20 protein-coding genes, 2 tRNA genes and 1 pseudogene are annotated in these 23,784 nt (G+C 69.4%); 6 read left to right on the top strand and 17 right to left on the bottom strand.

Annotated features, from left to right (window positions below; all coding sequences use genetic code 11):
- Positions 1-37 precede the first annotated feature (37 nt).
- Positions 38-2,050 carry a Stk1 family PASTA domain-containing Ser/Thr kinase gene (gene pknB, locus AB0M73_RS04355; protein ID WP_363886647.1) on the top strand — a complete coding sequence of 671 codons (2,013 nt, stop codon included), beginning with the start codon at positions 38-40 and terminating at the stop codon, positions 2,048-2,050.
- A gap of 47 nt (positions 2,051-2,097) precedes the next feature.
- Here pknB and AB0M73_RS04350 read toward each other — a convergent pair whose 3' ends face one another.
- The 3 genes from AB0M73_RS04350 to AB0M73_RS04340 are packed head-to-tail and all read right to left on the bottom strand — an operon-like array spanning position 2,098 to position 3,922.
- Positions 2,098-2,742 (bottom strand): aminodeoxychorismate/anthranilate synthase component II, encoded by a 645-nt coding sequence (locus tag AB0M73_RS04350; protein WP_363886645.1) that lies wholly within the window; start codon positions 2,740-2,742, stop codon positions 2,098-2,100.
- A gap of 9 nt (positions 2,743-2,751) precedes the next feature.
- Complete coding sequence (locus tag AB0M73_RS04345; protein ID WP_198047316.1) at positions 2,752-2,907, bottom strand: hypothetical protein; 156 nt, start codon at positions 2,905-2,907, stop codon at positions 2,752-2,754.
- Position 2,908: 1 nt separating this feature from the next.
- Positions 2,909-3,922 (bottom strand): class E sortase, encoded by a 1,014-nt coding sequence (locus AB0M73_RS04340; RefSeq protein WP_363886641.1) that lies wholly within the window; start codon positions 3,920-3,922, stop codon positions 2,909-2,911.
- 131 nt (positions 3,923-4,053) lie between these two features.
- On the opposite strand from AB0M73_RS04340, the gene crgA reads away from it, so the two are divergent.
- On the top strand, positions 4,054-4,320 hold the full coding sequence (gene crgA, locus AB0M73_RS04335; protein WP_043720472.1) for a cell division protein CrgA: 267 nt from the start codon (positions 4,054-4,056) through the stop codon (positions 4,318-4,320).
- Positions 4,321-4,500: 180 nt separating this feature from the next.
- The gene (locus AB0M73_RS04330) at positions 4,501-4,932 is read left to right on the top strand and encodes a PH domain-containing protein (RefSeq protein WP_363886639.1); all 432 of its coding nucleotides are present in this window, start codon (positions 4,501-4,503) and stop codon (positions 4,930-4,932) included.
- Here the strand turns inward: AB0M73_RS04330 and AB0M73_RS04325 are convergent.
- Positions 4,909-5,790 carry a rhomboid family intramembrane serine protease gene (locus tag AB0M73_RS04325; RefSeq protein ID WP_363886637.1) on the bottom strand — a complete coding sequence of 294 codons (882 nt, stop codon included), beginning with the start codon at positions 5,788-5,790 and terminating at the stop codon, positions 4,909-4,911. The two genes, AB0M73_RS04330 and AB0M73_RS04325, sit on opposite strands and share 24 nt — an antisense overlap.
- Position 5,791: 1 nt before the next feature.
- A complete protein-coding gene (locus AB0M73_RS04320; protein WP_043720475.1) occupies positions 5,792-6,322 on the bottom strand; it encodes a peptidylprolyl isomerase in 531 nt (176 codons plus the stop codon).
- Between the two features lie 92 nt (positions 6,323-6,414).
- Here AB0M73_RS04320 and AB0M73_RS04315 point away from each other — a divergent pair, with 92 nt between their 5' ends.
- The 3 genes from AB0M73_RS04315 to AB0M73_RS04305 all read left to right on the top strand — a co-directional run bounded on the left by AB0M73_RS04315 (position 6,415) and on the right by AB0M73_RS04305 (position 9,124).
- Complete coding sequence (locus AB0M73_RS04315; RefSeq protein WP_157494782.1) at positions 6,415-6,960, top strand: hypothetical protein; 546 nt, start codon at positions 6,415-6,417, stop codon at positions 6,958-6,960.
- Between the two features lie 203 nt (positions 6,961-7,163).
- Complete coding sequence (locus AB0M73_RS04310) at positions 7,164-7,514, top strand: DUF485 domain-containing protein (protein WP_363886634.1); 351 nt, start codon at positions 7,164-7,166, stop codon at positions 7,512-7,514.
- Entirely contained in the window at positions 7,511-9,124 is a 1,614-nt protein-coding gene (locus AB0M73_RS04305; protein WP_363886632.1) for a cation acetate symporter, read from the top strand. Before AB0M73_RS04310 ends, AB0M73_RS04305 begins: the two co-directional genes overlap by 4 nt.
- A 31-nt stretch (positions 9,125-9,155) precedes the next feature.
- Here AB0M73_RS04305 and AB0M73_RS04300 read toward each other — a convergent pair whose 3' ends face one another.
- The 12 genes and pseudogenes from AB0M73_RS04300 to dnaA form a co-directional block, all read right to left on the bottom strand.
- Entirely contained in the window at positions 9,156-9,707 is a 552-nt protein-coding gene (locus AB0M73_RS04300; protein ID WP_363886630.1) for a DUF2020 domain-containing protein, read from the bottom strand.
- A gap of 222 nt (positions 9,708-9,929) precedes the next feature.
- Positions 9,930-10,002, bottom strand: a tRNA-Ala gene (locus tag AB0M73_RS04295).
- 50 nt (positions 10,003-10,052) lie between these two features.
- A pseudogene (locus tag AB0M73_RS04290) lies at positions 10,053-10,169 on the bottom strand (DLW-39 family protein); the annotation flags it as partial.
- A 260-nt stretch (positions 10,170-10,429) separates the two neighbouring features.
- A tRNA-Ile gene (locus tag AB0M73_RS04285) sits at positions 10,430-10,503 on the bottom strand.
- A gap of 49 nt (positions 10,504-10,552) precedes the next feature.
- Positions 10,553-11,350, bottom strand: a complete 798-nt coding sequence (locus AB0M73_RS04280; protein ID WP_363886896.1) for a DUF3566 domain-containing protein — start codon at positions 11,348-11,350, stop codon at positions 10,553-10,555.
- A gap of 114 nt (positions 11,351-11,464) precedes the next feature.
- Entirely contained in the window at positions 11,465-13,978 is a 2,514-nt protein-coding gene (gene gyrA, locus AB0M73_RS04275) for a DNA gyrase subunit A (RefSeq protein ID WP_363886628.1), read from the bottom strand.
- Between the two features lie 49 nt (positions 13,979-14,027).
- Positions 14,028-16,004, bottom strand: a complete 1,977-nt coding sequence (gyrB, locus tag AB0M73_RS04270) for a DNA topoisomerase (ATP-hydrolyzing) subunit B (protein ID WP_363886625.1) — start codon at positions 16,002-16,004, stop codon at positions 14,028-14,030.
- A gap of 272 nt (positions 16,005-16,276) precedes the next feature.
- Positions 16,277-16,792 carry a DciA family protein gene (locus AB0M73_RS04265; protein ID WP_363886622.1) on the bottom strand — a complete coding sequence of 172 codons (516 nt, stop codon included), beginning with the start codon at positions 16,790-16,792 and terminating at the stop codon, positions 16,277-16,279.
- A 202-nt stretch (positions 16,793-16,994) separates the two neighbouring features.
- Entirely contained in the window at positions 16,995-18,131 is a 1,137-nt protein-coding gene (gene recF, locus AB0M73_RS04260; RefSeq protein WP_363886620.1) for a DNA replication/repair protein RecF, read from the bottom strand.
- Positions 18,131-19,015, bottom strand: coding sequence for a phosphogluconate dehydrogenase (NAD(+)-dependent, decarboxylating) (gene gnd / locus AB0M73_RS04255; RefSeq protein ID WP_363886894.1), 885 nt, complete (start codon positions 19,013-19,015; stop codon positions 18,131-18,133). The genes recF and gnd overlap by 1 nt, the downstream gene beginning before the upstream one ends.
- Before the next feature lie 35 nt (positions 19,016-19,050).
- Positions 19,051-20,187, bottom strand: coding sequence for a DNA polymerase III subunit beta (gene dnaN / locus AB0M73_RS04250; RefSeq protein WP_363886618.1), 1,137 nt, complete (start codon positions 20,185-20,187; stop codon positions 19,051-19,053).
- Between the two features lie 1,870 nt (positions 20,188-22,057).
- Entirely contained in the window at positions 22,058-23,602 is a 1,545-nt protein-coding gene (dnaA, locus tag AB0M73_RS04245) for a chromosomal replication initiator protein DnaA (protein ID WP_363886615.1), read from the bottom strand.
- Positions 23,603-23,784 lie beyond the last annotated feature (182 nt).

Here is a 23,784-nt window from a genome sequence, read left to right as displayed (position 1 = left end):
TGGGACGACTGTTGACGAGGAACGAGACGACGCACCGATGAGCACTCCGCGACTGCTCTCCAACCGTTACGAACTGGGCGAGACCCTCGGCTACGGTGGAATGTCGGAGGTCCACAAAGGCCGCGACGTCCGACTCGGCCGGGATGTCGCGGTCAAGGTTCTGCGCGCCGACCTCGCCCGGGATCCGCAGTTCCAGGAGCGCTTCCGCCGCGAGGCGCAGAACGCCGCCGCCCTCAACCACCCCGCGATCGTCGCCGTGTACGACACCGGCGAGACCAAGACCGAGTACGGCCCGCTGCCCTACATCGTCATGGAGTACGTGGACGGGCGCACGCTGCGGGACATCGTCAAGACCCAGGGGCCGCTGTCGGGCAAGCGGGCCATGGAGGTCATGGCCGACGTCTGCGCGGCGCTGGACTTCAGCCACCGGCACGGCATCATCCACCGGGACGTCAAGCCGGCCAACATCATGATCACCAAGACCGGCGCGGTGAAGGTGATGGACTTCGGCATCGCCCGCGCCATCCACGACGGTCAGGCCGCCGTCACGCAGACCGCCGCCGTCATCGGCACCGCGCAGTACCTGTCGCCGGAGCAGGCGCGGGGCGAGGCGGTCGACGCCCGCTCCGACGTGTACGCCGCCGGCTGCGTGCTGTTCGAGCTGATGACCGGCCAGCCGCCGTTCACCGGCGACTCCCCGGTCGCGGTGGCCTACCAGCATGTGCGGGAGGAGCCGCCGTCGCCGTCCTCGGTCAACCCGCAGGTGACGCCGGCGTTGGACTCGATCGTGCTCAAGGCCATGGCCAAGGGCCCGGCCAACCGCTACCAGTCGGCCGCCGAGATGCGGGCCGACCTGGTGCGCGTGCTGTCCGGGCAGCGCCCGTCCGCGCCGGCCGTGATGACGGCCGAGGAGCGGACCGCGTTCATGGGCAACGGCAACGGCGCCCGGACCCAGGTCGTCACCGGCCGCCACCGCCCGGCCCCGGCGTCGGAGGAGCCCGAGTACGACGCGTACGACTTCGAGGCCGACGAGGAGGCCGAGCGCAAGGCCCGCCGCAAGCGGGCGCTGACCATCGCCGGCGTGGTGCTGATCTGCATCGCCGTGCTGGCCCTTGCCGCGTGGCTGACCACGATTTTCCTGGGTGGCAACAACAGCGGCAACAGCAGCGCCAACGTCGAGGTGCCCAAGGTCGAGGGCATGCAGCTGCCGGCGGCCCAGCAGGCGCTGCGGGACAAGGGCTTCACCAGCCCGCAGATCTCCTACGTGATCTGCGCGCCCACGACGGACGGCTCGACGCCGCCGTGCACCGCCGACCAGATCGGCAACGTCATCAAGCAGGATCCGGGCGCGGGCCAGAACGTGGACAAGACGACCACGATCAAGCTGACGGTGGGCAAGTCGCCGAACACCTTCGCGCTGCCGGACGAGTCGGGCAAGTCGCAGGAGGACGCGACCAAGGACCTGCAGAGCCGCAAGCTCGCGGTCGCGCCGGCCACCACCACCGAGACCGTGGACGACCCGAAGCTCATCGGCAAGGTCAGCTCGACCAACCCGCCGGTCGGCTCGCAGGTGTCCGAGGGCGCGACCATCACGCTGGTCATCGGCAAGGGCCCGGACCAGGTGAACGTGCCGGACCAGACCGGCCAGCCCTTCGACGTGGCCAAGAGCAACCTGGAGAAGGCCGGCTTCACCGTCGCGCGGTCGAACAAGTCCAGCCCCCAGACCAAGGACCAGGTGCTGAGCCAGAGCCCGTCCGGTGGCAGCAAGGCCGCCCCGAACAGCACCGTCACGCTGACCGTGTCGCTGGGTGACCAGTTCAAGATGCCCAATCTGACGGGGTTGACGGTCTCCGCCGCTCAGAGCCAGCTGGCGCAGCTCGGCTGGAAGGGCCAGTTCAGCCAGACGACCGACGTGGACATCACCAAGCCGGCCGGCACCATCGAGTCGTTCAGCCCGGACGTGGACGCGGCGGTCGGCATCAACCAGACCATCCAGATCCAGGTCTATCAGCTGACGAGCGGTCCGCCGACGTCGACGACCAACCACTGACACACAAAAGGGCCCGGCTGTTGCCGGGCCCTTTTGTGTGTCCGGGTTCAGCCGGTGGCGGCGGCCGCGGCCAGGCGGCGCATGCCGGCCTCCAGCTCGTTGACGCGCTCGGGGGCGACCGGGAAACCGGCGGCGCCCATCCAGTTGGCCAGCATGCGGTGCCCGCCGTCGGTCAGCACGGACTCCGGGTGGAACTGCACGCCCTCGATGGGCAGCTCGCGGTGCCGCATGGCCATCACGATGCCGGTCTCGGTGCGGCCGGTGACCTCCAGCTCGGCCGGCACCGTCTCGGGCAGCACGGTCAGCGAGTGGTAGCGGGTCGCGACGAACGGCGACGGCACTCCGTTCAGTACGCCGACGCCGGCGTGCTCCACGAGGCTGGTCTTGCCGTGCAGCAGCTCGGGGGCCCGGTCGACGGTGCCGCCGAAGACAACGCCGATGGCCTGGTGCCCGAGGCAGACGCCCAGCACCGGCACGCGCTTCTCGGCGCAGTAGCGGATGACATCCATGCTGGCGCCGGCTCGTTCGGGCGTGCTCGGACCTGGGCTGATGAGCACCCCGTCCGCGGCGTCGACGTCGGACAGCTGCACGACGTCGTTGCGCCGCACGACGCACTCGGCGCCGAGCTGCGCCAGGTACTGCACGAGGTTATAGACGAAGCTGTCGTAGTTGTCGACGACCAGGACACGCATGATGTGAAACTACCCCGTTGTCACCTGGTTGAAGGGCAGGAGCGGCTCTACCCACGGGAATACGACGAACATCAGCAACGCGACGATGCCCAACACCAGCACGGTGGCCTCCGCGATCTTGGCCGCGGTCGGTCCCGGCAGGTGCCGCCAGATCCAGCCGTACACGTCAGTCGGTCTCCTTCAGCTCCGGCGGGACCTTGTCCGGTTGCTTCGGGTCCTTGGCGTACTGGTTGGTCAGCACGGTGTGCAGGATCAGCCGGTGCGACGCGGAGAACTTCGGCGTGCAGGTGGTCAGCGTCATCAGCGAGGCCTGCTGGCCGGCCGGCAGCTGGAGGTCCTGCTTGTGCGGCACGGGGGCGATGACATCGCCCTGTGACGGCAGCACCGTCTCCTGTCCGACCAGTCCCGCATACGGGCCGCCGAGCGGGGCGACGCCCTTGCACTGCGGCTGCGCGCCCTTGCCCGCGGCCCAGCCGGCGACCTCGTCGGTGGTGGGCAGCATCCGGTAGACGAACCAGTCGGTCTCGGTCTCCACCACGACGGCGTCGCACGAGCTGACCAGGTCCAGGTCGTTGAAGGGCGCGCCCTTGCCGACGCGGTGGCCGGCGACCGCGAAGTCGCCGGGCTGCCCGGGCAGCGCGGAGCCGACGTAGTGGCCGGGGCCGATGTCCAGGTCGGCGTCGGTGGTGCCCTCGACGATGGTGAAGTGGTAGTCGGCGCCGAGCGCCGGCACGTAGATCTTGGCGAAGCCCTTGCCCTCGGCCAGGTCGTAGTGGGTGCCGCGCTGCGGCCCGCCGACCGTGTCCTGGTCCTTCCACTGGGTGTCGAGCGAGGACGTGGCCTGGTTCTGCTTGCCCGCGGAGATCAGGTCGGTCCAGTACACCTCGTAGACCACGAACAGCAGGATCACCATGCCGGCGGTGATGAACAGCTCGCCGAACGAGCGGACGACCGTGCGAGCGGTGTCCTTGGGCGGCGGGGGCGACTCCGCCGGGTCGTCGCCGATCTCCGGGCCGATCCGGCCGGTGTCGTCCTCGTCCGACTCGGGGATGAACTGCCTGCCCAGCGGTCCCGGGTGAAGAACGTCGATCTTCGGGAGGAACGCGGTGGGCTGTTCGGGCGCAGGACGGGGGCGCCAACCGGCCGGACGTCCCGCAGCCGGCGGCGGGTCGTAGCTCACGTGTGCTCCTCCTGTGCCCCTGACCTCAACTAGTGGTTCGCTGGCATCCTCGTTTACGTTAACGTGTTACCCCTGGCAGTGGTTGCCCGCGCAGCCACCGATGCCTCACGCGCGAGGTCAGGCGAGGAAAGATGCCCAAGTCGAAGGTCCGCAAGAAGACCGTCTACACGCCACCGACCGACCGGCGCACGCCGGTCAAGGTGAAGGCAGTCGGCCCGTCCCACCCGGTGTACGTGACGGTCATGCTCGGCATGATGCTGCTCGGCTTGGCGTGGCTGGTGGCGTACTACCTGGTCCCGACCGGTATTCCGGTGATGGAGTCGCTCGGGTCGTGGAACTTCCTGATCGGCTTCGCGCTGATGATCATCGGGCTGCTGATGACGATGCGGTGGCGTTGACCGCCGCTCACCACGCGTGACGACGACCCGGGCGTGACACGTCCGGGTCGTCGTCTGTTACCCCGTCGTTCGCCCAGTTCACCGCATGGTCATCGAACGACACGCGTGTAAGTCATCCCCACTGGGGACAACTCCTGTGGACAACTTTGCGCAATAAAGCACAAGCGCCGGAGCGTGCACATGAGCGAGCCCACGACGACGGAACACCGCTGGGCCCCACAGGCGCCGCTGGTCGGCATCGGCTGGGTGCTCACCGCGATCGCGGCGCTGCTGGTCTTCGTCGGCGAGGACCCGGCCGGCAAGGTGCTGCTGACCGTCGCGGCGCTGATGCTGGCGGCCATCTCGCTGTTCGGCACCGTCGCGCGGCCACGGCTGCGGGCCGACGAGCAGGGCGTGACGGTGCGCGGCTTCCTGTCCAGCCGCAGCTGGACCTGGCCCGAGGTGCGGATCCGGCTGGCCCACGGCCGGCGCCTCGGCCGCGTCACCTCGACGGTCGAGCTGACGGTGCTGCACGACGACGGCCTGATCGTGCTGGGCCAGTTGGACCTCGGCGAAGATCCGGCCGACGTCGTCGAGCAGCTCCAGGCGCTACGACCCTGGCCCCAGGGCTGACAGCAGCTGCTGCGCCCTGGTCACGTAGATCAGCACCAACACCACGAACAGCGCCACCAGCGCGCCCGCCTGCCACCAGGTCCGGTTCTTGTCCGGCGTGTAGACCAGCGCGGCCATCGCGATCGCACCGACGACCAGGCCGCCGAAGTGACCGGTGATCGAGATACCGGGCAGGCTGAACGTGAGGAACACGTTCAGCGCGAGCGTGATCAGGATGGGACGCGGATTGAGCTTGAGCCGGACCACGGCGACCAGGTAGCAGCCCATCAGGCCGTAGAGCGCGGTGGAGGCGCCGGCCGCCCCGGTGTCCGGGTCGGAGAACAGCATCACCGCGATCGAGCCGCCGATCAGGGCCAGGAAGTACACCGCGGCGAACCGCACCCGGCCGAGGATCCGCTCCATGTCCCGGCCGATCATCCACAGCGACAGCATGTTCACCGCGATGTGGATGAAGCCGTAGTGCAGGAAGCCGCCGGTGACGACCCGCCACCACTGGCCGTTGAGCGCGGCCGCCCGCGGCCACGTCACCCACTCGGCGAACAGCGGCGAGTCGCTGTTGTTGGCGAAACTTCCGGCCTGCAGCGCGGTGATCACGTAGATGGCCACGTTGGCCGCGATCAGCGCGTAAACCAGCACCGGCTGCCGGACCAGCCGCGCGCCGGCCACGGTGACCTTCTGGCGCGTGGCCTGGTTGCCTTCGTTCACGCACTCGACGCACTGCTGGCCGACCGAGGCGTCACGAAGGCATTCCGGGCAGGTCGGCCGGTCACACCGGGTGCACCGCAGCCCGGTGTGCCGACCTGGGTGCCGATAGCACGCGGGCAGCGCGTCAGTCGGCTGCCCGTACGGCGCGGTCATGTCAGCCGCGGTCGATCGTGATCTTCTCGATGACGACCTCGGTCAGCGGTCGGTCGCTGCGGTCGGTCGCCGTGTTGCCGATCGCGTCGACGACCTTGCGGGACTCCTCGTCACGCACCTCGCCGAAGATGGTGTGCCGGCGGTTGAGGTGCGGGGTCGGGCCCACGGTGATGAAGAACTGCGAGCCGTTGGTGCCGGGCCCGGCGTTGGCCATGGCCAGCAGGTACGGCTTGTTGAAGACCAGCTCGGAGTGGAACTCGTCCTCGAACTGGTAGCCGGGGCCGCCCCGGCCGGTGCCGGTCGGGTCGCCGCCCTGGAGCATGAAGCCGGCGATCACGCGGTGGAACACGGACCCGTCGTAGAACGGCCCCGTCTTCTCGCCACGAGCGTTCTGGGTGGAGTAGTCCTTGGTGCCCTCGGCCAGCCCGACGAAGTTGCGGACGGTCTTCGGGGCGTGGTTCGGGAAGAGGTAGAGGCGGATGTCGCCCTGCGTGGTGTGCAGGGTCGCCCCGACGATGTCGTTGTCAGCCACGACGCCATCGTGCCATCCACGGCGGGATCGCGGCGGGAGGGGCAGACTGGATCGGTCAGATCGGTACCGATCGGCAGGGCTTGGAGCAGCAGATGGACGAGGTCGAGACCATGACCGAGGCCGGCGCGAAGGCGGGCGAGGCGGTCGGCCGGGCGGTGCGTGCCGCTCGTCGGCAGGCCGCTCGCGCCGGTCAGGCCGGCATCGAGAAGACGCACGAGCTGGTGGATTTCGCCGGCGAGGAGTTCAAACCGACCCGCAAGGCCGCCCGCAGGATGGCCAAGCAGGCCCGCAGAGACCTCCAGCGCACCGCGGACCAGGCGCGCAAGGATCTCAAGCGGACCACGGGCAAGGCGCGAGCCGAGGCCGTGCGCAACGCCAACCAGATCCGCAAGCAGGCCCGCAAGGTCGCCGAGGACCTGGCCGACACCGTCGACCCGCGGCCGACCAAGCGTCGCCGCCGCTGGCCGTGGCTGGTCGGTCTGGTGGTCGCGGGCGGGGCGACGGCGGTTGTCGTGCTGTCCCGGCGGCCGCGCGAGGTGCGGCTGCAGGACGTGCGCGAGGACCCGCCGGGCTCGGTCCACGTGCCCGAGCCGGCCCGCAACGGCCACGAGGCGCCGAAGACCGCGGACAAGAAGTAGGGCCGATGCCGCCCCGACCCCGCTGACCAGCGGGGTCGGGGCGGTTTCCCGTTCCGCCCGGCCCGGTCGCCGTTCGTCGCGGAAACGACACCGTTCCCAGGGCCCGGTCGCCCCGCTGGTCGCTTATGCCCGATTGAGGGCTGCCGATGTGATCTGGATCTCCTAGGTTGCGGCGGGTAACTACCCCCGTCCGGGAGGTTGCCGTGGGCACCACCGAAGACTCCGCCGCCGCGCCGACGCCGGCCGCGACCGACTGGAGCGAGGTACAGGCCAGTCCTGACTTCGCCGAGCTGCGCCGCCGGCTGCGCGGTTTCGTGTTCCCGATGGCCGGGCTGTTCCTGGCCTGGTATCTGCTGTACGTCCTGCTCGCCGACTACGCCCACGGCTTCATGTCGACAAAGCTGTTCGGCAACATCACCGTCGGGCTGCTGTTCGGCCTGCTCCAGTTCGTCTCCACCTTCGTGATCACCGGCCTGTACGTCCGGTTCGCCAACCGGGTCGTGGACCCCGCCGCCGAGAAGATCCGGCACGAGATCGAGGGGGAGCAGCCGTGAAGGTGTTGGCCGCGGGCGTCGAGGGCAGCAACCCGACGCTGAACATCTCCATCTTCGCCGTCTTCGTGCTGATCACCCTGGTGATCGTGTTCCGGGCCAGCCGGAACAACAAGACAGCAACCGACTTCTACGCCGCCGGCCGCGCGTTCACCGGCCCGCAGAACGGCGTCGCGCTGTCCGGCGACTACCTGTCGGCCGCGTCGTTCCTCGGCATCGCCGGCGCGATCGCGATCTATGGCTACGACGGCTTCCTGTACTCCATCGGCTTCCTGGTGGCGTGGCTGGTCGCGCTGCTGCTGGTGGCCGAGCTGCTGCGCAACACCGGCCGGTTCACCATGGCCGACGTGCTCAGCTTCCGGATGAAGCAGGGCCCGGTGCGCACCGCCGCCGCCATCTCCACGCTGGCCGTCTCGTTCTTCTATCTGCTGGCGCAGATGAACGGCGCCGGCGGCCTGGTGGCCCTGCTGCTCGGTGTGTCCAGTGGCACGGGCCAGGCCCTGGTGGTGGCCGTGGTCGGCGTCATCATGATCGTCTACGTGCTGGTCGGCGGCATGCGCGGCACCACGTGGGTGCAGATCATCAAGGCGGTGCTGCTCATCATCGGCGCCTTCGTGATGACCGTCTGGGTGCTCGGCCACTACGGCTTCAACCTGTCGGCGCTGCTCGGCGACGCCGTCGCGCACGGCGGCAAGACCGGCGAGGCGCTGCTCGGCCCGGGCAAGCAGTACGGCGCCACCGGCGCTTCCCGGCTGGACTTCCTGTCCCTCGGCCTCGCCCTGGTGCTCGGCACCGCCGGCCTGCCGCACGTGCTGATGCGCTTCTACACGGTGCCGACGGCCAAGGAGGCCCGGCGCTCCGTGGTCTGGGCGATCGTGCTGATCGGCATCTTCTACCTGTTCACCCTGGTGCTCGGCTACGGCGCCGGCGCGCTCGTCGGCCCGGAGACGATCAACGCCGCGCCCGGCAAGGTCAACTCGGCCGCCCCACTGCTGGCACTGGCCCTGGGTGGTCCGGTCCTGCTCGGCCTCATCGCCGCCGTCGCCTTCGCCACGATTCTGGCCGTCGTCGCCGGTCTCACCATCACCGCGTCGGCGTCGTTCGCCCACGACATCTACGTCAACGTGATCAAGAAGGGTGACCGGAGCGCGGCCAAGGCCGAGGTCAAGGTGGCCCGCTGGGCGGCCGTGGTGATCGGTCTGGTCGCCATCGTCGGCGGCATCGCCACCAACGGCCAGAACGTCGCCTTCCTGGTGGCGTTGGCCTTCGCCATCGCTGCGTCGGCCAACCTGCCGACGATTCTCTACACGCTGTTCTGGAAGCGGTTCAACACCACCGGCTCACTCTGGAGCATCTACGGCGGCGTCATCATCACCGTGGGTCTGATCGTCTTCTCCCCGGTCGTCTCCGGCGCGAAGACGTCGATCTTCCCTTCGGCTCACTTCGACTGGTTCCCGCTGAGCAACCCGGGCCTGGTCTCCATCCCCCTGTCGTTCCTGCTCGGCTACCTCGGCACCGTGCTGGGCAAGGACCGGGCCAACGAGGCCAAGTACGCCGAGATGGAGGTTCGCGCCATCACCGGCGCCCACGCCGCCCAGGCCGTCCATCACTAGCAGACAGCAAACCCTCGATTGCCGCCCTCACTCACAACCCGAGGGCGGCAATCGCCTGCTTGGCCACCTGCTTGGCCTTGATCGTCTGCTTCTGGTCCGTGGACACCACCACAGCGGACCCCGCCTTGGACACGGCATACACCGCCCCACTGCCGGTCGCCTCCGAGCCGCCCGCCCATCCCCCCGGCAGCTCCGCCTTGTCCGAAGTGTCGATCGGCGCCGCCTTGTTGACCAGCGCCGTCGCCGACCCCGCGTCCCCCACGTACACCTGCACCGTCATCTGCTTGTCGTTGCCAAAGCTGTAGAAGAAGCACGCCGGGTGCGGCTTGTCCGCCGACACCATCACCTTCGTGACCTTCTCCCCATTGGCATCTTCAACAAACGTCGAGCTCAGATACGGACACTGCGCAGTGCTCGCCGGCACCGGATCCGCCGGCGCCACCGCACTGGTAGACGTGGGCACAGCCTTGCTGCTGGTCGTAGGCGCCGGCTCCGCCGTCCCCGCCGCGAGCTGCGGCGACGAGCACCCCCCCAGCGTCACGGCAGCAGCCAGAACCCCGATGCACCACGCAGCGTTCCTCATAGGTCCGACAGTGTCGACCATGACAACCAGCACCCAGGACCGGGGGTAGACCACACCCCGCGCGATGCGCAGCGAGCCCCTAAAGAGCCCTCACCCCAAAGTGGGGGGTGCAGGGGGGCGAAGCCCGCCCTGCCTCGGGGCGTGGGGCGAGAGCCCCACAAAAGACAACGAGCGAGGCGGCGAGGGCGCGCCAGCGCCCCGCACACCTCGCCCACTCGCGAGTGGAGACAAGGGGAATCGAACCCCTAACCCCCGCCTTGCAAAGGCGGTGCTCTGCCAATTGAGCTATGTCCCCGAGGGGTCGCGACCGTCAGGCCGTCGGACCCCGATGTTCGCCCAACCTCAGTCGGTCGGGGCCGTCGCCTCGCGCCACAGGTCGGCCTCAGCCTTCGCGGACCGCTGACGTCGCACGATGAACAGCACGACTCCGGCCACAGCCACGAGCGCGATGAGCTTCTTCACGTCTAGTCGCCTCCTTGGCGCTTCCACACCGCAACACAGGACAGGTAGTCCCCAACATACACGTGCCACCGACCAGCCAACCGGCCAGAGACCCCGCCCCGAACCCCTCCAACCGAACGGCTCCGCCAGCCGGGGAGTGGGGGGTGCAGGGGGGCGAAGCCCGCCCTGCCTCGGGGCGTGGGGCGGGAGCCCCACAAGGCACGTGAAACGATAAATGCCTGGAAGCAAAGCTTCCAGGCACACGTAACCCATCGTTTCAGTGGGCCCAGGAGGACTTGAACCTCCGACCTCTTCGTTATCAGCGAAGCGCTCTAACCGCCTGAGCTATGGGCCCTTACGAGGGAGAAGATTACCGTACTCCTCTCCCCTGATCCAAACCGGGTCTACTCGCGCTCGGAGAGGGTCACCTCGACGCCTCCGGCCAGGTCAGCGGACACGTTGTAGATGAAGGCGCTGACGGTGGCCATGGCCGTGAACAGGATCACGTTCACGAGCCCGACCACGGCGGCGATGCCGAAGACGCGGCCGGCGCTGATGAGGTCGCCGCCGCTGGTGTCACCGCCCTGCACGAGGTCGTTGTAGGTGCCGTTGAGCTTGGTCCACACGTTCATGCCGCCGAGCACGCTGTAGAGCACGCCGACGGCGACCATCCAGACCAGGAACATGGCGAAGCCGAGCACCAGGGCCAGCTTGAGCACTGACCAGGGGTCGACGCGCTTGATCTGGAGGCTGGCCCGCCGGGGTCCGCGGCCGGGGCGGCGCAGCGCGGTGGGCGCGGGCGTGCCTCGGGGCGGGGTGCCGGTGGGGCCGCCGAGGTTGACCGAGGTCCGGGTGGACACGGTCGGCGAGTCCAGCGGGGAGGCGGCCGGCGTGGGCGGCGTGACCGGGCGGAAGTTGGTCGTGGCCTCGGAGCTGGTGTCGACCGGCTCGTTCTCGTACGCGGTGGAGGCGATGGTTCCGGCCGATGCGGCGGCCGCGGCGGCGGCGTTGTCGGCGGTGACCCGCTGCCAGGGCGGCGGGGCCGAGGAGGCCACCGTCTCGGTCGAGACGGTGGCCTCCCCGGGGCTGAACTTGGCAGTCTCCTGCTCGTGACTGACGGCGCCGTTGGTCACCGGCTCGGCCGCGGCCGCCGGCTGCTCGGGCTGCTCCGGCTCGGGGGCGGGAGCCTCCTCGGTCGCCACGGACTTCTTCTCGACCTCGCCGTCCGGCTGGGTCTTGGCGTCCGGCTGTTCCGGGTTCTCCGGAGTTGTCACGAGCGATCCTCAGTCAGCTTGTCGGTTGTCCCCGCCGCGCCTTTACTCGGCCACGTCCGGGGCGGGGGTCTGGTCGTCCTCTCCGGAGACGTCCGTGGGCTCGTCGGCGTTGCGTGCCACACCCATCAGGGTGCCGCCCTCGTCGAGGTTCATCAGCCGCACCCCCTTCGTCTGTCGGCCGGCCTTGCGCACCTGCACCGCGCTGGTACGGATCACTCCACCAGACGAGGTGATGGCGTACAACTCGTCGTCCTCGTCCACGATCAAAGCACCGACGAGCCGGCCGCGCTTGCGGTCGTACTGAATCGTGAGCACGCCCTTGCCGCCGCGACCCTGGATCGGGTAGTCGTCGATCGGGGTCCGCTTGGCGTAGCCGCCGTCGGTGGCGACCAGCACGAACTTGTCGAGCTGCACGACGCCCATGGACAGCAGCTCGTCGCCGGTGTTGAAGCGCATGCCCAGCACGCCGGAGGTGGCCCGGCCCATCGGCCGCAGCGTCTCGTCGGTGGCGTGGAACCGGATGGACTGCCCGTCGGCGGAGACCAGCAGCAGGTCGTCCTCGGCCGCGCAGAGCACGGCGCCGACCAGCTCGTCGTCTTCCTTGAGGTTGATGCCGATCAGGCCGCCGGAGCGGTTGGAGTCGAAGTCGGCCAGCCGCGACTTCTTGACCAGGCCGGTCTTGGTGGCGAGCACCAGGTACGGCGCGACCTCGTAGTTGGGGATCTGGATGACCTGGGCGATCTCCTCGCCCGGCTGGAACGCGAGCAGGTTGGCCACGTGCTGGCCGCGCGCGGTCCGGTTGGCCTCGGGCAGCTCGTAGGCCTTGGCCCGGTAGACCCGGCCCATATTGGTGAAGAACAGGATCCAGTCGTGGGTGGAGCACACGAAGAAGTGGGCGATGATGTCGTCCTGCTTGAGCGCCGCGCCCTGCACGCCCTTGCCGCCGCGCTTCTGCGAGCGGTAGAGGTCGGTCTTCGTCCGCTTCGCGTAACCCGTCCGGGTGATCGTGACGACCACGTCCTCGACGGCGATGAGGTCTTCCATGGAGACGTCGCCGTCGAACGGCAGGATCCGGGTCCGCCGGTCGTCGCCGTACTTGCCGACGATCTCCATCAACTCGTCGCGGACGATGGCCCGCTGCCGCTCCGGCTTGGCCAGGATGTCCTGCAGGTCGGCGATCTCGATCTCGATCTCGGCCAGCTGGTCGACGATCTTCTGCCGCTCCAGGGCGGCCAGCCGGCGCAGCTGCATCTCCAGGATGGCGTTGGCCTGGATCTCGTCGACGTCGAGCAGTTCGATCAGGCCGATCCGGGCGTCCTCGACGGTCGGCGACCGGCGGATCAACGCGATGACCTCGTCCAGCTGGTCGAGCGCCTTGACCAGGCCGCGCAGGATGTGGGCCCGCTCCTCGGCCTTGCGCAGCCGGAACTTGGTCCGGCGGACGATGACCTCGATCTGGTGTTTCACGTAGAGGCGGATCATCTGGTCCAGCCGCAGCGTGCGCGGCACGCCGTCGACCAGGGAGACCATGTTCACGCCGAACGTGTGCTGGAGCTGGGTGTGCTTGTACAGGTTGTTCAGCACGACCTTGGCGATCGCGTCCCGCTTGAGCGTGACCACGATGCGCATGCCGGTGCGGCTGTTGGACTCGTCGGCGATGTTGGCGATGCCGGTGAGCTTGCCGTCGCGGACCAGGGTGGCGATGTTCTCCACCAGGTTGTCCGGGTTGACCTGGAAGGGCAGCTCGGTGGCGACCAGGATGACGCGGCCCTTGTTGTCCTCCTCGACCTCGACGACGGCGCGCATGCGCACCGAGCCGCGGCCGGTGCGGTAGGCGTCCTCGATGCCGCGGGTGCCCAGGATCAGGCCGTGGGTCGGGAAGTCGGGGCCCTTGATCCGGGCCATCACGGCTTCCAGCGCGTCCTCGTCCGAGGTGTCCGGGTTCTCCAGCGCCCACACCACCGCGCTCGCGACTTCGCGCAGGTTGTGCGGCGGGATGTTGGTGGCCATGCCGACGGCGATGCCGGCGCTGCCGTTGATCAGCAGGTTGGGCACCCGGGACGGCAGGACGATCGGCTCCTGGATGCGGCCGTCGTAGTTGTCCCGGAAGTCGACGGTGTCTTCCTCGATGTCCTGCAACATGTGCATGGCCAACGGGGTGAGACGGCACTCGGTGTACCGCATGGCGGCGGCCGGGTCGTTGCCGGAGGAGCCGAAGTTGCCCTGGCCGTCGACCAGCGGGTAGCGCATCGCCCACGGCTGGGCCAGCCGCACCAGCGCGTCGTAGATCGACGAGTCGCCGTGCGGGTGGTAGTTGCCCATCACGTCGCCCACGACGCGGGCGCACTTGTTGTAACCGCGGTCCGGCCGGAAGCCGGAGTCGAACATCGAGTACAGCACCCGCACGTGCACCGGCTTGAGGCCGTCGTACACGTTGGGCAGCGCGCGACCGACGATCACGCTCATCGCGTACGCGATGTAGGAGTTCTGCATCTCCTGCTGGATGTCGACCGGCTCGGTCCGCCCGCCGTTCGCGGGGGGCAAGGTTTCGGTCACGACTGGTAGTTCCTTTCAACCAAGGCGAGGAGGCGGTGGGGCCGGGACGTCACACGTCGAGGAACTTGACGTCCTTGGCGTTGCGGGTGATGAAGGACCGCCGGGCCTCGACGTCCTCGCCCATCAGCACGCTGAACAGCTCGTCGGCGGTGGCCGCGTCGTCCATGGTCACCTGGAGCAGCACCCGGTTGGCCGGGTCCATGGTGGTCTCCCACAGCTCCTGCGCGTTCATCTCGCCGAGGCCCTTGTAGCGCTGGATGCTGTCGTCCTTGCCGATCTTCTTGCCGGCGGCCAGGCCGGTCTCGATCAGCCCGTCGCGCTCGCGCTCGGAGTAGGCGTACTCCGGCTCGACGCCGCGCTGCCACTTGATCTTGAACAGCGGCGGCTGGGCCAGGTAGACGTGCCCGTGCTCGATCAGCGGCCGCATGAAACGGAACAGCAGCGTGAGCAGCAGGGTCCGGATGTGCTGGCCGTCGACGTCGGCGTCGGCCATCAGCACGATCTTGTGGTACTTGAGCTTGGCCAGGTCGAAGTCGTCGTGGATGCCGGTGCCGAAGGCAGTGATCATGCTCTGCACCTCGGTGTTCTTCAGCACGCGGTCGATGCGCGCCTTCTCCACGTTGATGATCTTGCCCCGGATCGGCAGGATCGCCTGGTACATGGAGTCCCGGCCCTCCTTGGCCGAGCCGCCCGCCGAGTCGCCCTCGACGATGTAGATCTCGCACTCCTCGGGGTCCGTCGACCGGCAGTCCTTGAGCTTGCCGGGCAGACCGCCGATGTCCAGCGCGCCCTTGCGGCGCACCAGCTCGCGGGCCTTGCGGGCGGCCAGCCGGGCCTGCGAGGAGGACACCGCCTTGTTGATGATGATCTTGGCCTCGGCCGGGTGCCGGTCGAACCAGTCGGCGATCCACTCGTTGCAGGCCTTCTGCACGAAGGACTTGGCCGAGGTGTTGCCCAGCTTGGTCTTGGTCTGGCCCTCGAACTGGGGCTCCTTGAGCTTGACCGAGACGATGGCGGCCAGGCCCTCGCGGATGTCCTCGCCGGAGAGGTTGCCGTCCTTCTCCTTGACCAGCTTCTTGTCCTTGGCGTACTCGTTCACCACCCGGGTGAGCGCGGCGCGGAAGCCCTCTTCGTGGGTGCCGCCCTCGTGGGTGTTGATCGTGTTGGCGAAGGTGTACACCGACTCCGAGTAGCCGGTGTTCCACTGCATGGCGATCTCGACCTCGAGGTCCTCGCCCTTGGCGTCGAAGGCGACGACCTTCTCGTGCAGGGCCTCGCGGGTCTTGTTGATGTGCCGGACGAAGTCCTCGAGACCCCCGGGGTAGTGGAAGGTCTGCTCCTTGACCCGCGCCACCTGGCCGTCGGCGTCCGCCTCGGCGTCGACCTCGGCGACCCGCTCGTCACGCACCACGATGGTCAGCCCCTTGTTCAGGAACGCCATCTCCTGCAGCCGACGGGACACCGTCTCCAGGTTGTACTCGGTGGTCTCGAAGATGTTCGGGTCCGCCCAGTACGTGATGATGGTGCCGGACTCGTCGGTCGGCTCGCCCTTCTGCAGGGGGCCGGTCGGCACCGAGTGATCGTAGGTCTGCGTCCAGACGAAGCCGTCGCGACGGATCTCCACCTGGAGCTTGCTCGCCAGCGCGTTCACCACGGAGACGCCGACGCCGTGCAGGCCGCCGGAGACCGCGTAGGAGTCGCTGTCGAACTTGCCGCCGGCGTGCAGCGTGGTGAGCACGAGCTCGACCGCCGGCTTCTTCTCCACCGGGTGCTCGTCGACCGGGATGCCGCGACCGTCGTCGATGCACTGCACGCCGCCGTCGGCCCGCAGCACCAGCACCACCTTGGTGGCGTGGCCGGCCATCGCCTCGTCGACGGAGTTGTCCACGACCTCCCAGATGAGGTGGTGCAGACCGCGTTCGCCGGTGGAGCCGATGTACATGCCCGGCCGCTTGCGAACCGCCTCGAGACCCTCGAGCACGGTGATGGACTTGGCGCTGTACTCAGCGTTGTTGTTGGCAGCCACGAGCTTTGCTGTCTCCCTCTGGGACGCCACGCAGGACTGGTGTGCGAGCCTGCGCGGACGGACCCGTCCAGCGCTGCCGTGCTCACATCCTCCGGAAAGTATACCGGGCGACCCCGTCGGAAAGGCGGCTAGGACCCGCCTCAGAACGTCACAGAAGCCCGGAAGTGAACGGACGAGGGTCCGCGGGGCTGCGGACGTCACTCGGTCTGGCTACGTTCGTCTCCGAAAGCCGTGATTTCCCCGCTGCCGTGTTTCACATGAAACATGGCACGTCAGCCGTAGGTGTCGCGTGGCCCTCGACCTGGGGCATGTAGCGGGCCGAATCGCCAATTGGGGGCCGACGGGCCCTGCACCTTGAGGCGCTTGACCACGTTCGGCCCGACGCCCTTGGCGATCTGCTGCAGCAGCTGGCGCTGGAGCAGCCGCAGCTGGGTGGCCCACGCCGTCGACTCGGCCTGCACCACCAGCTCACCCTCACGCAGCGTCACCGGTTTGGCATGTTCGGCCACCTCGGCTCCGACCAGCTGGGCCCACTTCGCGAACACCTGGCCGCCGGACAGCTGCTCGCTCCAGCCCCGGTCCTTGGCCATCCGGGACACCAGGCGGCCGAGCGGCTGCGGGTCCCGATCGTCCGACCCGGACCCCGACCAGCGCCGCCGACGGCCCCGGTTGACGGCGGCGCCCGCACGCTTGGTCGGCTGTCGGGACTTGGCCGCCGCGCGGGCGGCGGCGAGGGCGGCGCGGGCGAGGTCTGATCCGGTCAGGCCCTCCGGCAGCCGGTCGATCACCCGTTCGGCTTGTCCACCATCAGGTGACGGGTTGGGGGTAGATCCTGCCCGTTTTGGGCCATCTGCCGCATTACCGGCCGGTTTTGCGGTGGGCCGACGCCTCGGAGTCACCGAGTTATCCACACCATCCACAGGTTTATCCCCAGATGTGGGGGAAGACGGGCCGGAGATGTGTACCCCTTGTGGCGGCTTGCCGCCGGGCTCATCGGACACGGTTCACCTCACCGTCACGGACCTCGTACCGGGCGCCGGCCAACTCCTCGGGCACGTCCTCGGCGACCGCCGCGGTCACCATCACCTGCTCCGCGTTGGCCGCCACCTTGGCCAGCTGCTGCCGCCGCCTGCGGTCCAGTTCGGCGAACACGTCGTCGAGCACCAGCACCGGCTCGGCCCCATCATCGCGCAGCAGGTCGTACGCGCCGAGCCGCAGCGCCAGCGCGAAGGACCATGACTCTCCGTGACTGGCGTAGCCCTTGGCCGGGTTGTCACCGAGCGTCAGGTCCAGCTCGTCCCGGTGCGGACCGACGAGGCAGACCCCGCGCTCCACCTCCTGCGGGCGGACCCTGGCGATCTCGGCGAGCAGCGCCTCCTCCAGCTCGGCGACATCGGCCCGCTCCCGTGTCGGCAGCGCGTCCCCGAGCGTCGACCGGTACCGGATCGAGATCGGCCGCGACTCCGGGGCCACCCCCGCATAGTTGGCGGCGACCAGCGGCGCGAGGTCGTCGATCAGATCGAGCCGGGCCGCGAGCAGCTGCGCGCCCTGCGCGGCCAGGTGGCCGTCCCACACTTCCAACGTGCTCAGGTCGCCCCGGCCGCCGGCGCGCCTCGCGGCACCCGCCGACTTCAACAGGGCACTGCGCTGCTTGAGCACCCGCTCGTAGTCGGAGCGGACGCCCGCGTACCTCGGCGCCCGCGCGACCAACAGATCGTCCATGAACTTGCGGCGCTCGCCGGGATCGCCGCGGACCAGCGCCAGATCCTCCGGCGCGAACAACACCGTGCGCAGGATGCCCAGCACCTCGCGTGGGCGGGGCACCGGGCCGCGGTTGATCCGCGCCCGGTTGGCCTTGCCCGGCGTGATCTCCAGTTCGACCAGCAACTCACGGCCGGCATTCACCACCGCGGTGCGAATCACCGCGCGCGGACTGCCGCTGCGAACCAGCGGCGCGTCCGTGGCCACCCGGTGCGAACCCAGGGTGGCCACGTAGCCGATCGCCTCGACCAGGTTCGTCTTGCCCTGGCCGTTGGAGCCGACAAAGACGCTCACGCCCGGGTCGAACGCCAGATCGGCGTGCGCCCACGAGCGGAAGTCGACGACCTGGAGATGCCGGACGTACATCAGGCTTTCTGTACGGCGTGACCGCCGAACTGGTTGCGCAGCGCCGCGACCGCCCGCATGGCCGGCGAGTCGTCCTGGCGGGAGGCGAACCGGGCGAACAGCGCGGCCGAGATGACCGGAGCCGGCACCGAGTGGTTGATCGCCTCCTCGACGGTCCACCGGCCCTCGCCCGAGTCCTCGACGTAGCCGCGCAGGTCGTCCAGCTCGGGGTCGGAGTCCAGGGCGCGGACCAGCAGGTCGAGCAGCCAGGACCGGACAACCGTGCCGCGCTGCCAGGCCTTGATGGTCGCCGGCACGTCCGTGACCAGCTCGGACGCCTCCAGCAGCTCGAAGCCCTCGGCGTAGGCCTGCATCAGGCCGTACTCGATGCCGTTGTGCACCATCTTGGAGAAGTGGCCGGCGCCGACCGGGCCGGAGTGCGCGAAGCCCTCCTCGCGCGGGCCCTCGGGGCGCAGCGCGTCGAAGATCGGCATCGCGTGGTCGACGTGCTTCTTGTCGCCGCCGACCATCAGGCCGTAGCCGACGTCCAGGCCCCAGACACCGCCGGACACGCCGCAGTCCAGGTAGCCGATGCCCTTCTCGTCCAGCGAGGTGGCGTTGGCCGAGTCGTCCGTGAACCGCGAGTTGCCGCCGTCGATGACGAGGTCGCCCTCGGACAGCAGGCCCTTCAGCTCCTCCACGGTCTGCCGCGTCGGGTCGCCGGCCGGAACCATGACCCACACCGTCCGCGGCGCCTCCAGCGCGCCGACCAGATCGGCCAGGCTGGCGACGTCGGTGACGGCCGGGTTGCGGTCGTAGCCCACCACCTCGTGGCCGGCCTTGCGCAGCCGCTCCCGCATGTTGAAGCCCATTTTGCCAAGACCGATGAGTCCGAGCTGCACGATCGCGGTCCTCTCCGTGTTACAGGCCAGCTAGCGGATCAGCCGGGCAGGCGCACCGGCATCAGCAGGTAGAGGTAACCCTCGACCACGCTTCCATCCTCGCCCACCGGCTTGATCAACGCGGGCCTGCTCGGTGTGGTGAACGACAAGTGGGCACGATCCGTGCGCACCGCCGCCAGGCCGTCGAGCAGATATCCCGGGTTGAACGCGATCGTCACGGGGTCGCCGGTGAACTCGACGGGCAGCTCCTCCTCGGCGCTGCCTTCGTCGTCGCCGCCCGCGGTCAGCCGCAGGCCGCCGTCGCTGAACTCCAGCCGGACCTGCGTGCCGCGCTCGGCCACCAGCGACACACGCTTGATCGCGTCCTGGAGCGAGGACACGTCGATGATCGCAGCCGCGTTGTGCTCGGCGGGCAGAAGTTGCCGGTACTTCGGGAACTCGGCATCCAGAAGTCGGCTGGTGGTACGCCGGCCGGTGCCGGACAGGCCCAGCAGGCCGTCGCCGGAGGCCAGGGACAGCTCGACCGTCGAGCCGGCGCCGCCCAGCGTCTTGGCCGCGTCGGCCAGGTTGCGGGCCGGGACGAGGACCGCGGTGTCGACCTCGTCGGCCGGCTCCCAGTCGAACTCGCGCATCGCCAGCCGGAACCGGTCGGTGGCGACCAGGGTCAGCTTGCCGCCGTTGAACTCGACCCGGACGCCGGTCAGCATCGGCAGCGTGTCGTCCTTGCCGGCCGCGACCGCCACCTGGCCGACCGCCTCGGCGAACACCTCGCCGGCCAGCGCGCCCGCCCGCTGCGGCATCTCCGGCAGCGCCGGGTAGTCCTCGACCGGCATGGTCGGCAGGCTGAACTTGGCGCTGCCGCACGTGATCGAGACCCGGGCGCCGTCGACGGAGATCTCCACCGGGTGGTTGGGCAGCGCCTTCGTGATGTCCGCCAGCAGCCGGCCCGACACCAGGGTCTTGCCGCCGGCCGCGATCGTCGCCGGGACACCCACCTGGGCCGAGACCTCGTAGTCGAAGCCGGAGACCGTCAGCGCGTCGCCGGTGTCGCCCTCGTCCGAGCCGGCGTCCAGCAGGACGCCGCCGAGGACCGGGACCGGCGGCCGCGACGGCAGGCTTCGGGCGACCCAGGCCACGGCGTCGGCTAGACCGTCGCGCTCGACTCGGATCTTCATGAGGGCGTCCTTTCCTCGGCACGACCTTGGTCGTCCCCGTGTCGTCCGGGCTCGGCACACCACCGGGTCCTGGGGGAGGCCCAACGGTAGAGCGTGCGGGGCCGCTTCGTCATGTCGGGGCGTCTGCGCCGGAGCCACCGCCCGAGGCGACTGTCCCCAACTTCGGCCACCCCCTGTTTTTCTTTTTTTCATCTCTTCAGAGAGATAACCAGTAACAGCAGTAAGGGTTGTGGATTGTGTGGACAACCCCGGTTTGCGCTGTTCAGGTGATGCCTGGGGCTGTGGGCAAGTACCCCCTGTGACCGGTGGACAACTCGGGCCCCCCGTGGACAACTTCTGGGCTGCTCCGTTCGGTCCACAGATCGGCCGAGTTGTCCACATCTTCATCCCCAGATGTGGGCTGCTTCGTCCCCAGGTGTTGCACAGGGTGAAAGTGGCCCAGGTCTCCCCGATGTGGGTGACTGTGGACAACTTTTCTGGGATCGGAGGTCGATCGGGCACCCCGGCCCGTCAGAAAAGTTCATCGACTCGGGGTTGCGGCCGGCCGGATTTCTGGGGGCGGCCGGGCCGGCGCCAGGGGCCGAGGTCAGAAAGATCACGCCGTCCGGGCCCAGGTCGACGCCCGGATCCGGGCCGACGTCGAGGTGCTGACGCCTGATCGGCCGGCTGCTGGCGGAGAGCTTCCCACCGGGCCGCGACGGCGGCGAACCCGGTCCGCGCGCCGACGACTTTTCCCTGGCCAGGGTGAGGTGGGCCGGCGGGGCCGGTGAGAAAGATGTCGCCGGTGGCCGGCCCGGCCGGCCCGTCGTGGATCGCCGGTTTCTCGCTGGTCGGGGGTGGGGTCGGCTGGCGGGGTCGGCGGGATAGATGGCGCCGGTGGCCAGGCAGACGGGCCTGTCGTGGCTCGCCGGCGGCGACTTTTCGCTGGTGAGGGTGGGGCTGGCCGACGGGTCGGTGAGATAGGTGTCGCCGGTGGACGGGCAGGCCGGCTCGTCGTCGCAGGCTTTTCGCTGGTTGGGGGTGGGGTCGGCCGACGGGTTGGTGAGAAAGATGGCGGCGGCGGCCGGACGACCTACCCGTTGTGGCTCGTCGCCGGCGGCTTTCTGGCTGGTCAGGTGGCCCGGCCCGAGGTCGGGCGCAGAAAGGTGTGGCGATCGAGGCTGCGGGCGGATCGGCACCTCTGGCGCGGCGGGTTTCTGGCGGGACCTGCGGCTCGGCCAGGGGCGCGCCCGAAGGTGTCGCTGGTCGGGCCTGCGGGCGGGGCGGTGCTCCGCCCGGGCTCTGATTGCTTGGCGGGGCCGGCGGCCGGCCCAGCTCGGTCTCGGCAACCCCAGGTGAGGTCTGTTCGGGCGAGCGTCGCGAGTGGGCGCTGTGGCCGGACCCCACGCCGTCCACGGGTCGACTTTCTGGCTGGGGTGGGTCGCGCGAGCGGGGGCTCGGTCAGAAAAGTTCGATGGATCGGGCTGGCGCACCTCTCTGAGTGGTGCGCTACGGGTCGGGATCGCCCAACCTTTCTGACTGAGGCCGGCGGCCGGCCCGGCACCTCAGCCAGAAAGGTTCGCCGCATCGGGCGGGAGTGATCGGCCGGCGCCATGCGGCGGCGCGGGGCGAGATCGCCGGTGGCGCGCGTCGATCAGTAAGGTGCGCCGCCCCCGTGCCGGCCCGCCATCTTTCTCACTGACTTGGGCGACCGTCGCCGGGCGGCGGTGAGAAAGGTCGGCCGCCCGGGAGCCCGGCGGCGGAGGGTTTCTCACTGGGGGCGGGGTCGGACCGGGGAACTCGTCAGAAAGGAATCGGCGCGGGGCGGTAGGGGCCTGACAGCCGAGAGCGGCCCGCCGGGATCCGGGGGCCGCTCAGGGGTGGGGCGGGGTCAGCCGCGGGCGCGCTGCTTGATGCGGGAGGTGAGCTCCTGCACCTGGTCGTAGATGCGGCGGCGCTCGGCCATCTCCTTGCGGATCTTCTTGTCCGCGTGCATGACGGTGGTGTGGTCACGGCCGCCGAAGGTCTGGCCGATCTTGGGCAGCGAGAGGTCGGTCAGCTCACGGCACAGATACATGGAGATCTGCCGGGCCTGGGCCAGGGCCTTGGTCTTGCCGGGCCCGCACAGGTCGTCGATGCTCACGCCGAAGAACTCGGCGGTGACGGCCATGATCGTGGGGGCGGTGATCTCCGGGGCGTGCGAGTCCGGGATGAGGTCCCGCAGCACGATCTCGGCCAGCTGCACGTCGACGGGCTGCCGGTTCAGGGAGGCGAAGGCGGTCACACGGATCAGCGCGCCCTCCAGCTCCCGGATGTTGCGCTCGATCCGGGCGGCGATGAACTCCAGCACCTCGGCCGGCGCGGCCAGGCGGTCCTGGGCGGCCTTCTTGCGCAGGATGGCGATCCGGGTCTCCAGCTCGGGCGGCTGGATGTCGGTGATCAGGCCCCACTCGAACCGCGTCCGCAGCCGGTCCTCCAGGGTCTCCAGCCGCTTGGGCGGCCGGTCCGAGGACACGACGATCTGCTTGTTCGCGTTGTGCAGCGTGTTGAAGGTGTGGAAGAACTCCTCCTGCGTTCCTTCCTTGCCCTCCAGGAACTGGATGTCGTCGACGAGCAGCACGTCGATGTCCCGGTAGCGGCGCTGGAAGGCGATCTTGCGGTCGTCCCGCAGGGAGTTGATGAAGTCGTTGGTGAACTCCTCGGTGGACACGTAGCGAACGCGCATCCCCGGAAACAGGCGCTGGGCGTAGTGCCCGACGGCGTGCAACAGGTGGGTCTTGCCGAGACCGGACTCGCCCCAGATGAACAGCGGGTTGTACGCGCGCGCCGGCGCCTCGGCCACGGCCACCGCGGCGGCGTGCGCGAAGCGGTTGGACGCGCCGATGACAAAGGTGTCGAAGGTGTACTTCTCGTTCAGCCTGGTCTGTGAGTTGGTCTGGCTCAGCTGCGCGGCCGGCGGCCCGCTGAACGTCGGCCAGATCTCGTGCACGGTGGCGAGCGCCTCGCGCTCCTCGTCCACCTCGTCCTCGGACTCGCCGTCGTCGGACACGGCGATCGCCTGCATCGGCGCGGTCTGCTCGGCGGGAGCGACGGCCGGCGGGCGGGGCACGGGGGTGGTGATCAACGGCTGCGGGGTCGGCGCGGGCGGCGGGGCGGCGGTGGTGCGCGGCACCACGGTGTCGACCTTGACGGCCAGCGACACCGGGCGGCCGAGCCGGCGGGACAGCGCGGCGGTGATCGGATCACGCAGCGCCCGCTCGATGGCCTCCTTGGCGAAGTCGCTCGGCGCGCCGAGCAGGACCGTGCCGTCCAGCAGCCCGATCGGCCGGGTCACCCGCATCCAGGCGCGCTGCAACGAGGACAGGGCCCCCGCGGCGAGCAGTTCCTGGACGACCTGGTCCCATACCTGACCGAGGTTGGTCTGGTCGTCGGACACGTTCCTGCTCCCCTCCCCTCGCCGGTTTCGCCGACGCCGGGATCGGCGTGCGAATGCGCAGCAGCCCCAGAGCGTCACGTCCAGTGGTGCTGTGGACGCCCGGACCATGTAGTCCACAGGTTGTCCACAACTGTGCACGAAGGTACGCCGGGACACATCGGCGCCTCGCACTGGGTCGGCCA

Origin of the sequence: Kutzneria sp. NPDC051319, from assembly GCF_040682195.1 — a bacterium.
In the GTDB taxonomy this organism is placed as follows: Bacteria; Actinomycetota; Actinomycetes; order Mycobacteriales; family Pseudonocardiaceae; genus Kutzneria.
This window is presented reverse-complemented; position numbering and strand designations above follow the sequence as displayed.

Coding starts and splice junctions, on each gene's coding strand:
- pknB (WP_363886647.1), top strand. CDS start 38: ATGAGCACTCCGCGACTGCTCTCCAACCGTTACGAACTGGGCGAGACC.
- AB0M73_RS04350 (WP_363886645.1), bottom strand. CDS start 2,742: ATGCGTGTCCTGGTCGTCGACAACTACGACAGCTTCGTCTATAACCTC.
- crgA (WP_043720472.1), top strand. CDS start 4,054: ATGCCCAAGTCGAAGGTCCGCAAGAAGACCGTCTACACGCCACCGACC.
- AB0M73_RS04330 (WP_363886639.1), top strand. CDS start 4,501: ATGAGCGAGCCCACGACGACGGAACACCGCTGGGCCCCACAGGCGCCG.
- AB0M73_RS04325 (WP_363886637.1), bottom strand. CDS start 5,790: ATGACCGCGCCGTACGGGCAGCCGACTGACGCGCTGCCCGCGTGCTAT.
- AB0M73_RS04315 (WP_157494782.1), top strand. CDS start 6,415: ATGGACGAGGTCGAGACCATGACCGAGGCCGGCGCGAAGGCGGGCGAG.
- AB0M73_RS04300 (WP_363886630.1), bottom strand. CDS start 9,707: ATGAGGAACGCTGCGTGGTGCATCGGGGTTCTGGCTGCTGCCGTGACG.
- recF (WP_363886620.1), bottom strand. CDS start 18,131: ATGTACGTCCGGCATCTCCAGGTCGTCGACTTCCGCTCGTGGGCGCAC.
- dnaN (WP_363886618.1), bottom strand. CDS start 20,187: ATGAAGATCCGAGTCGAGCGCGACGGTCTAGCCGACGCCGTGGCCTGG.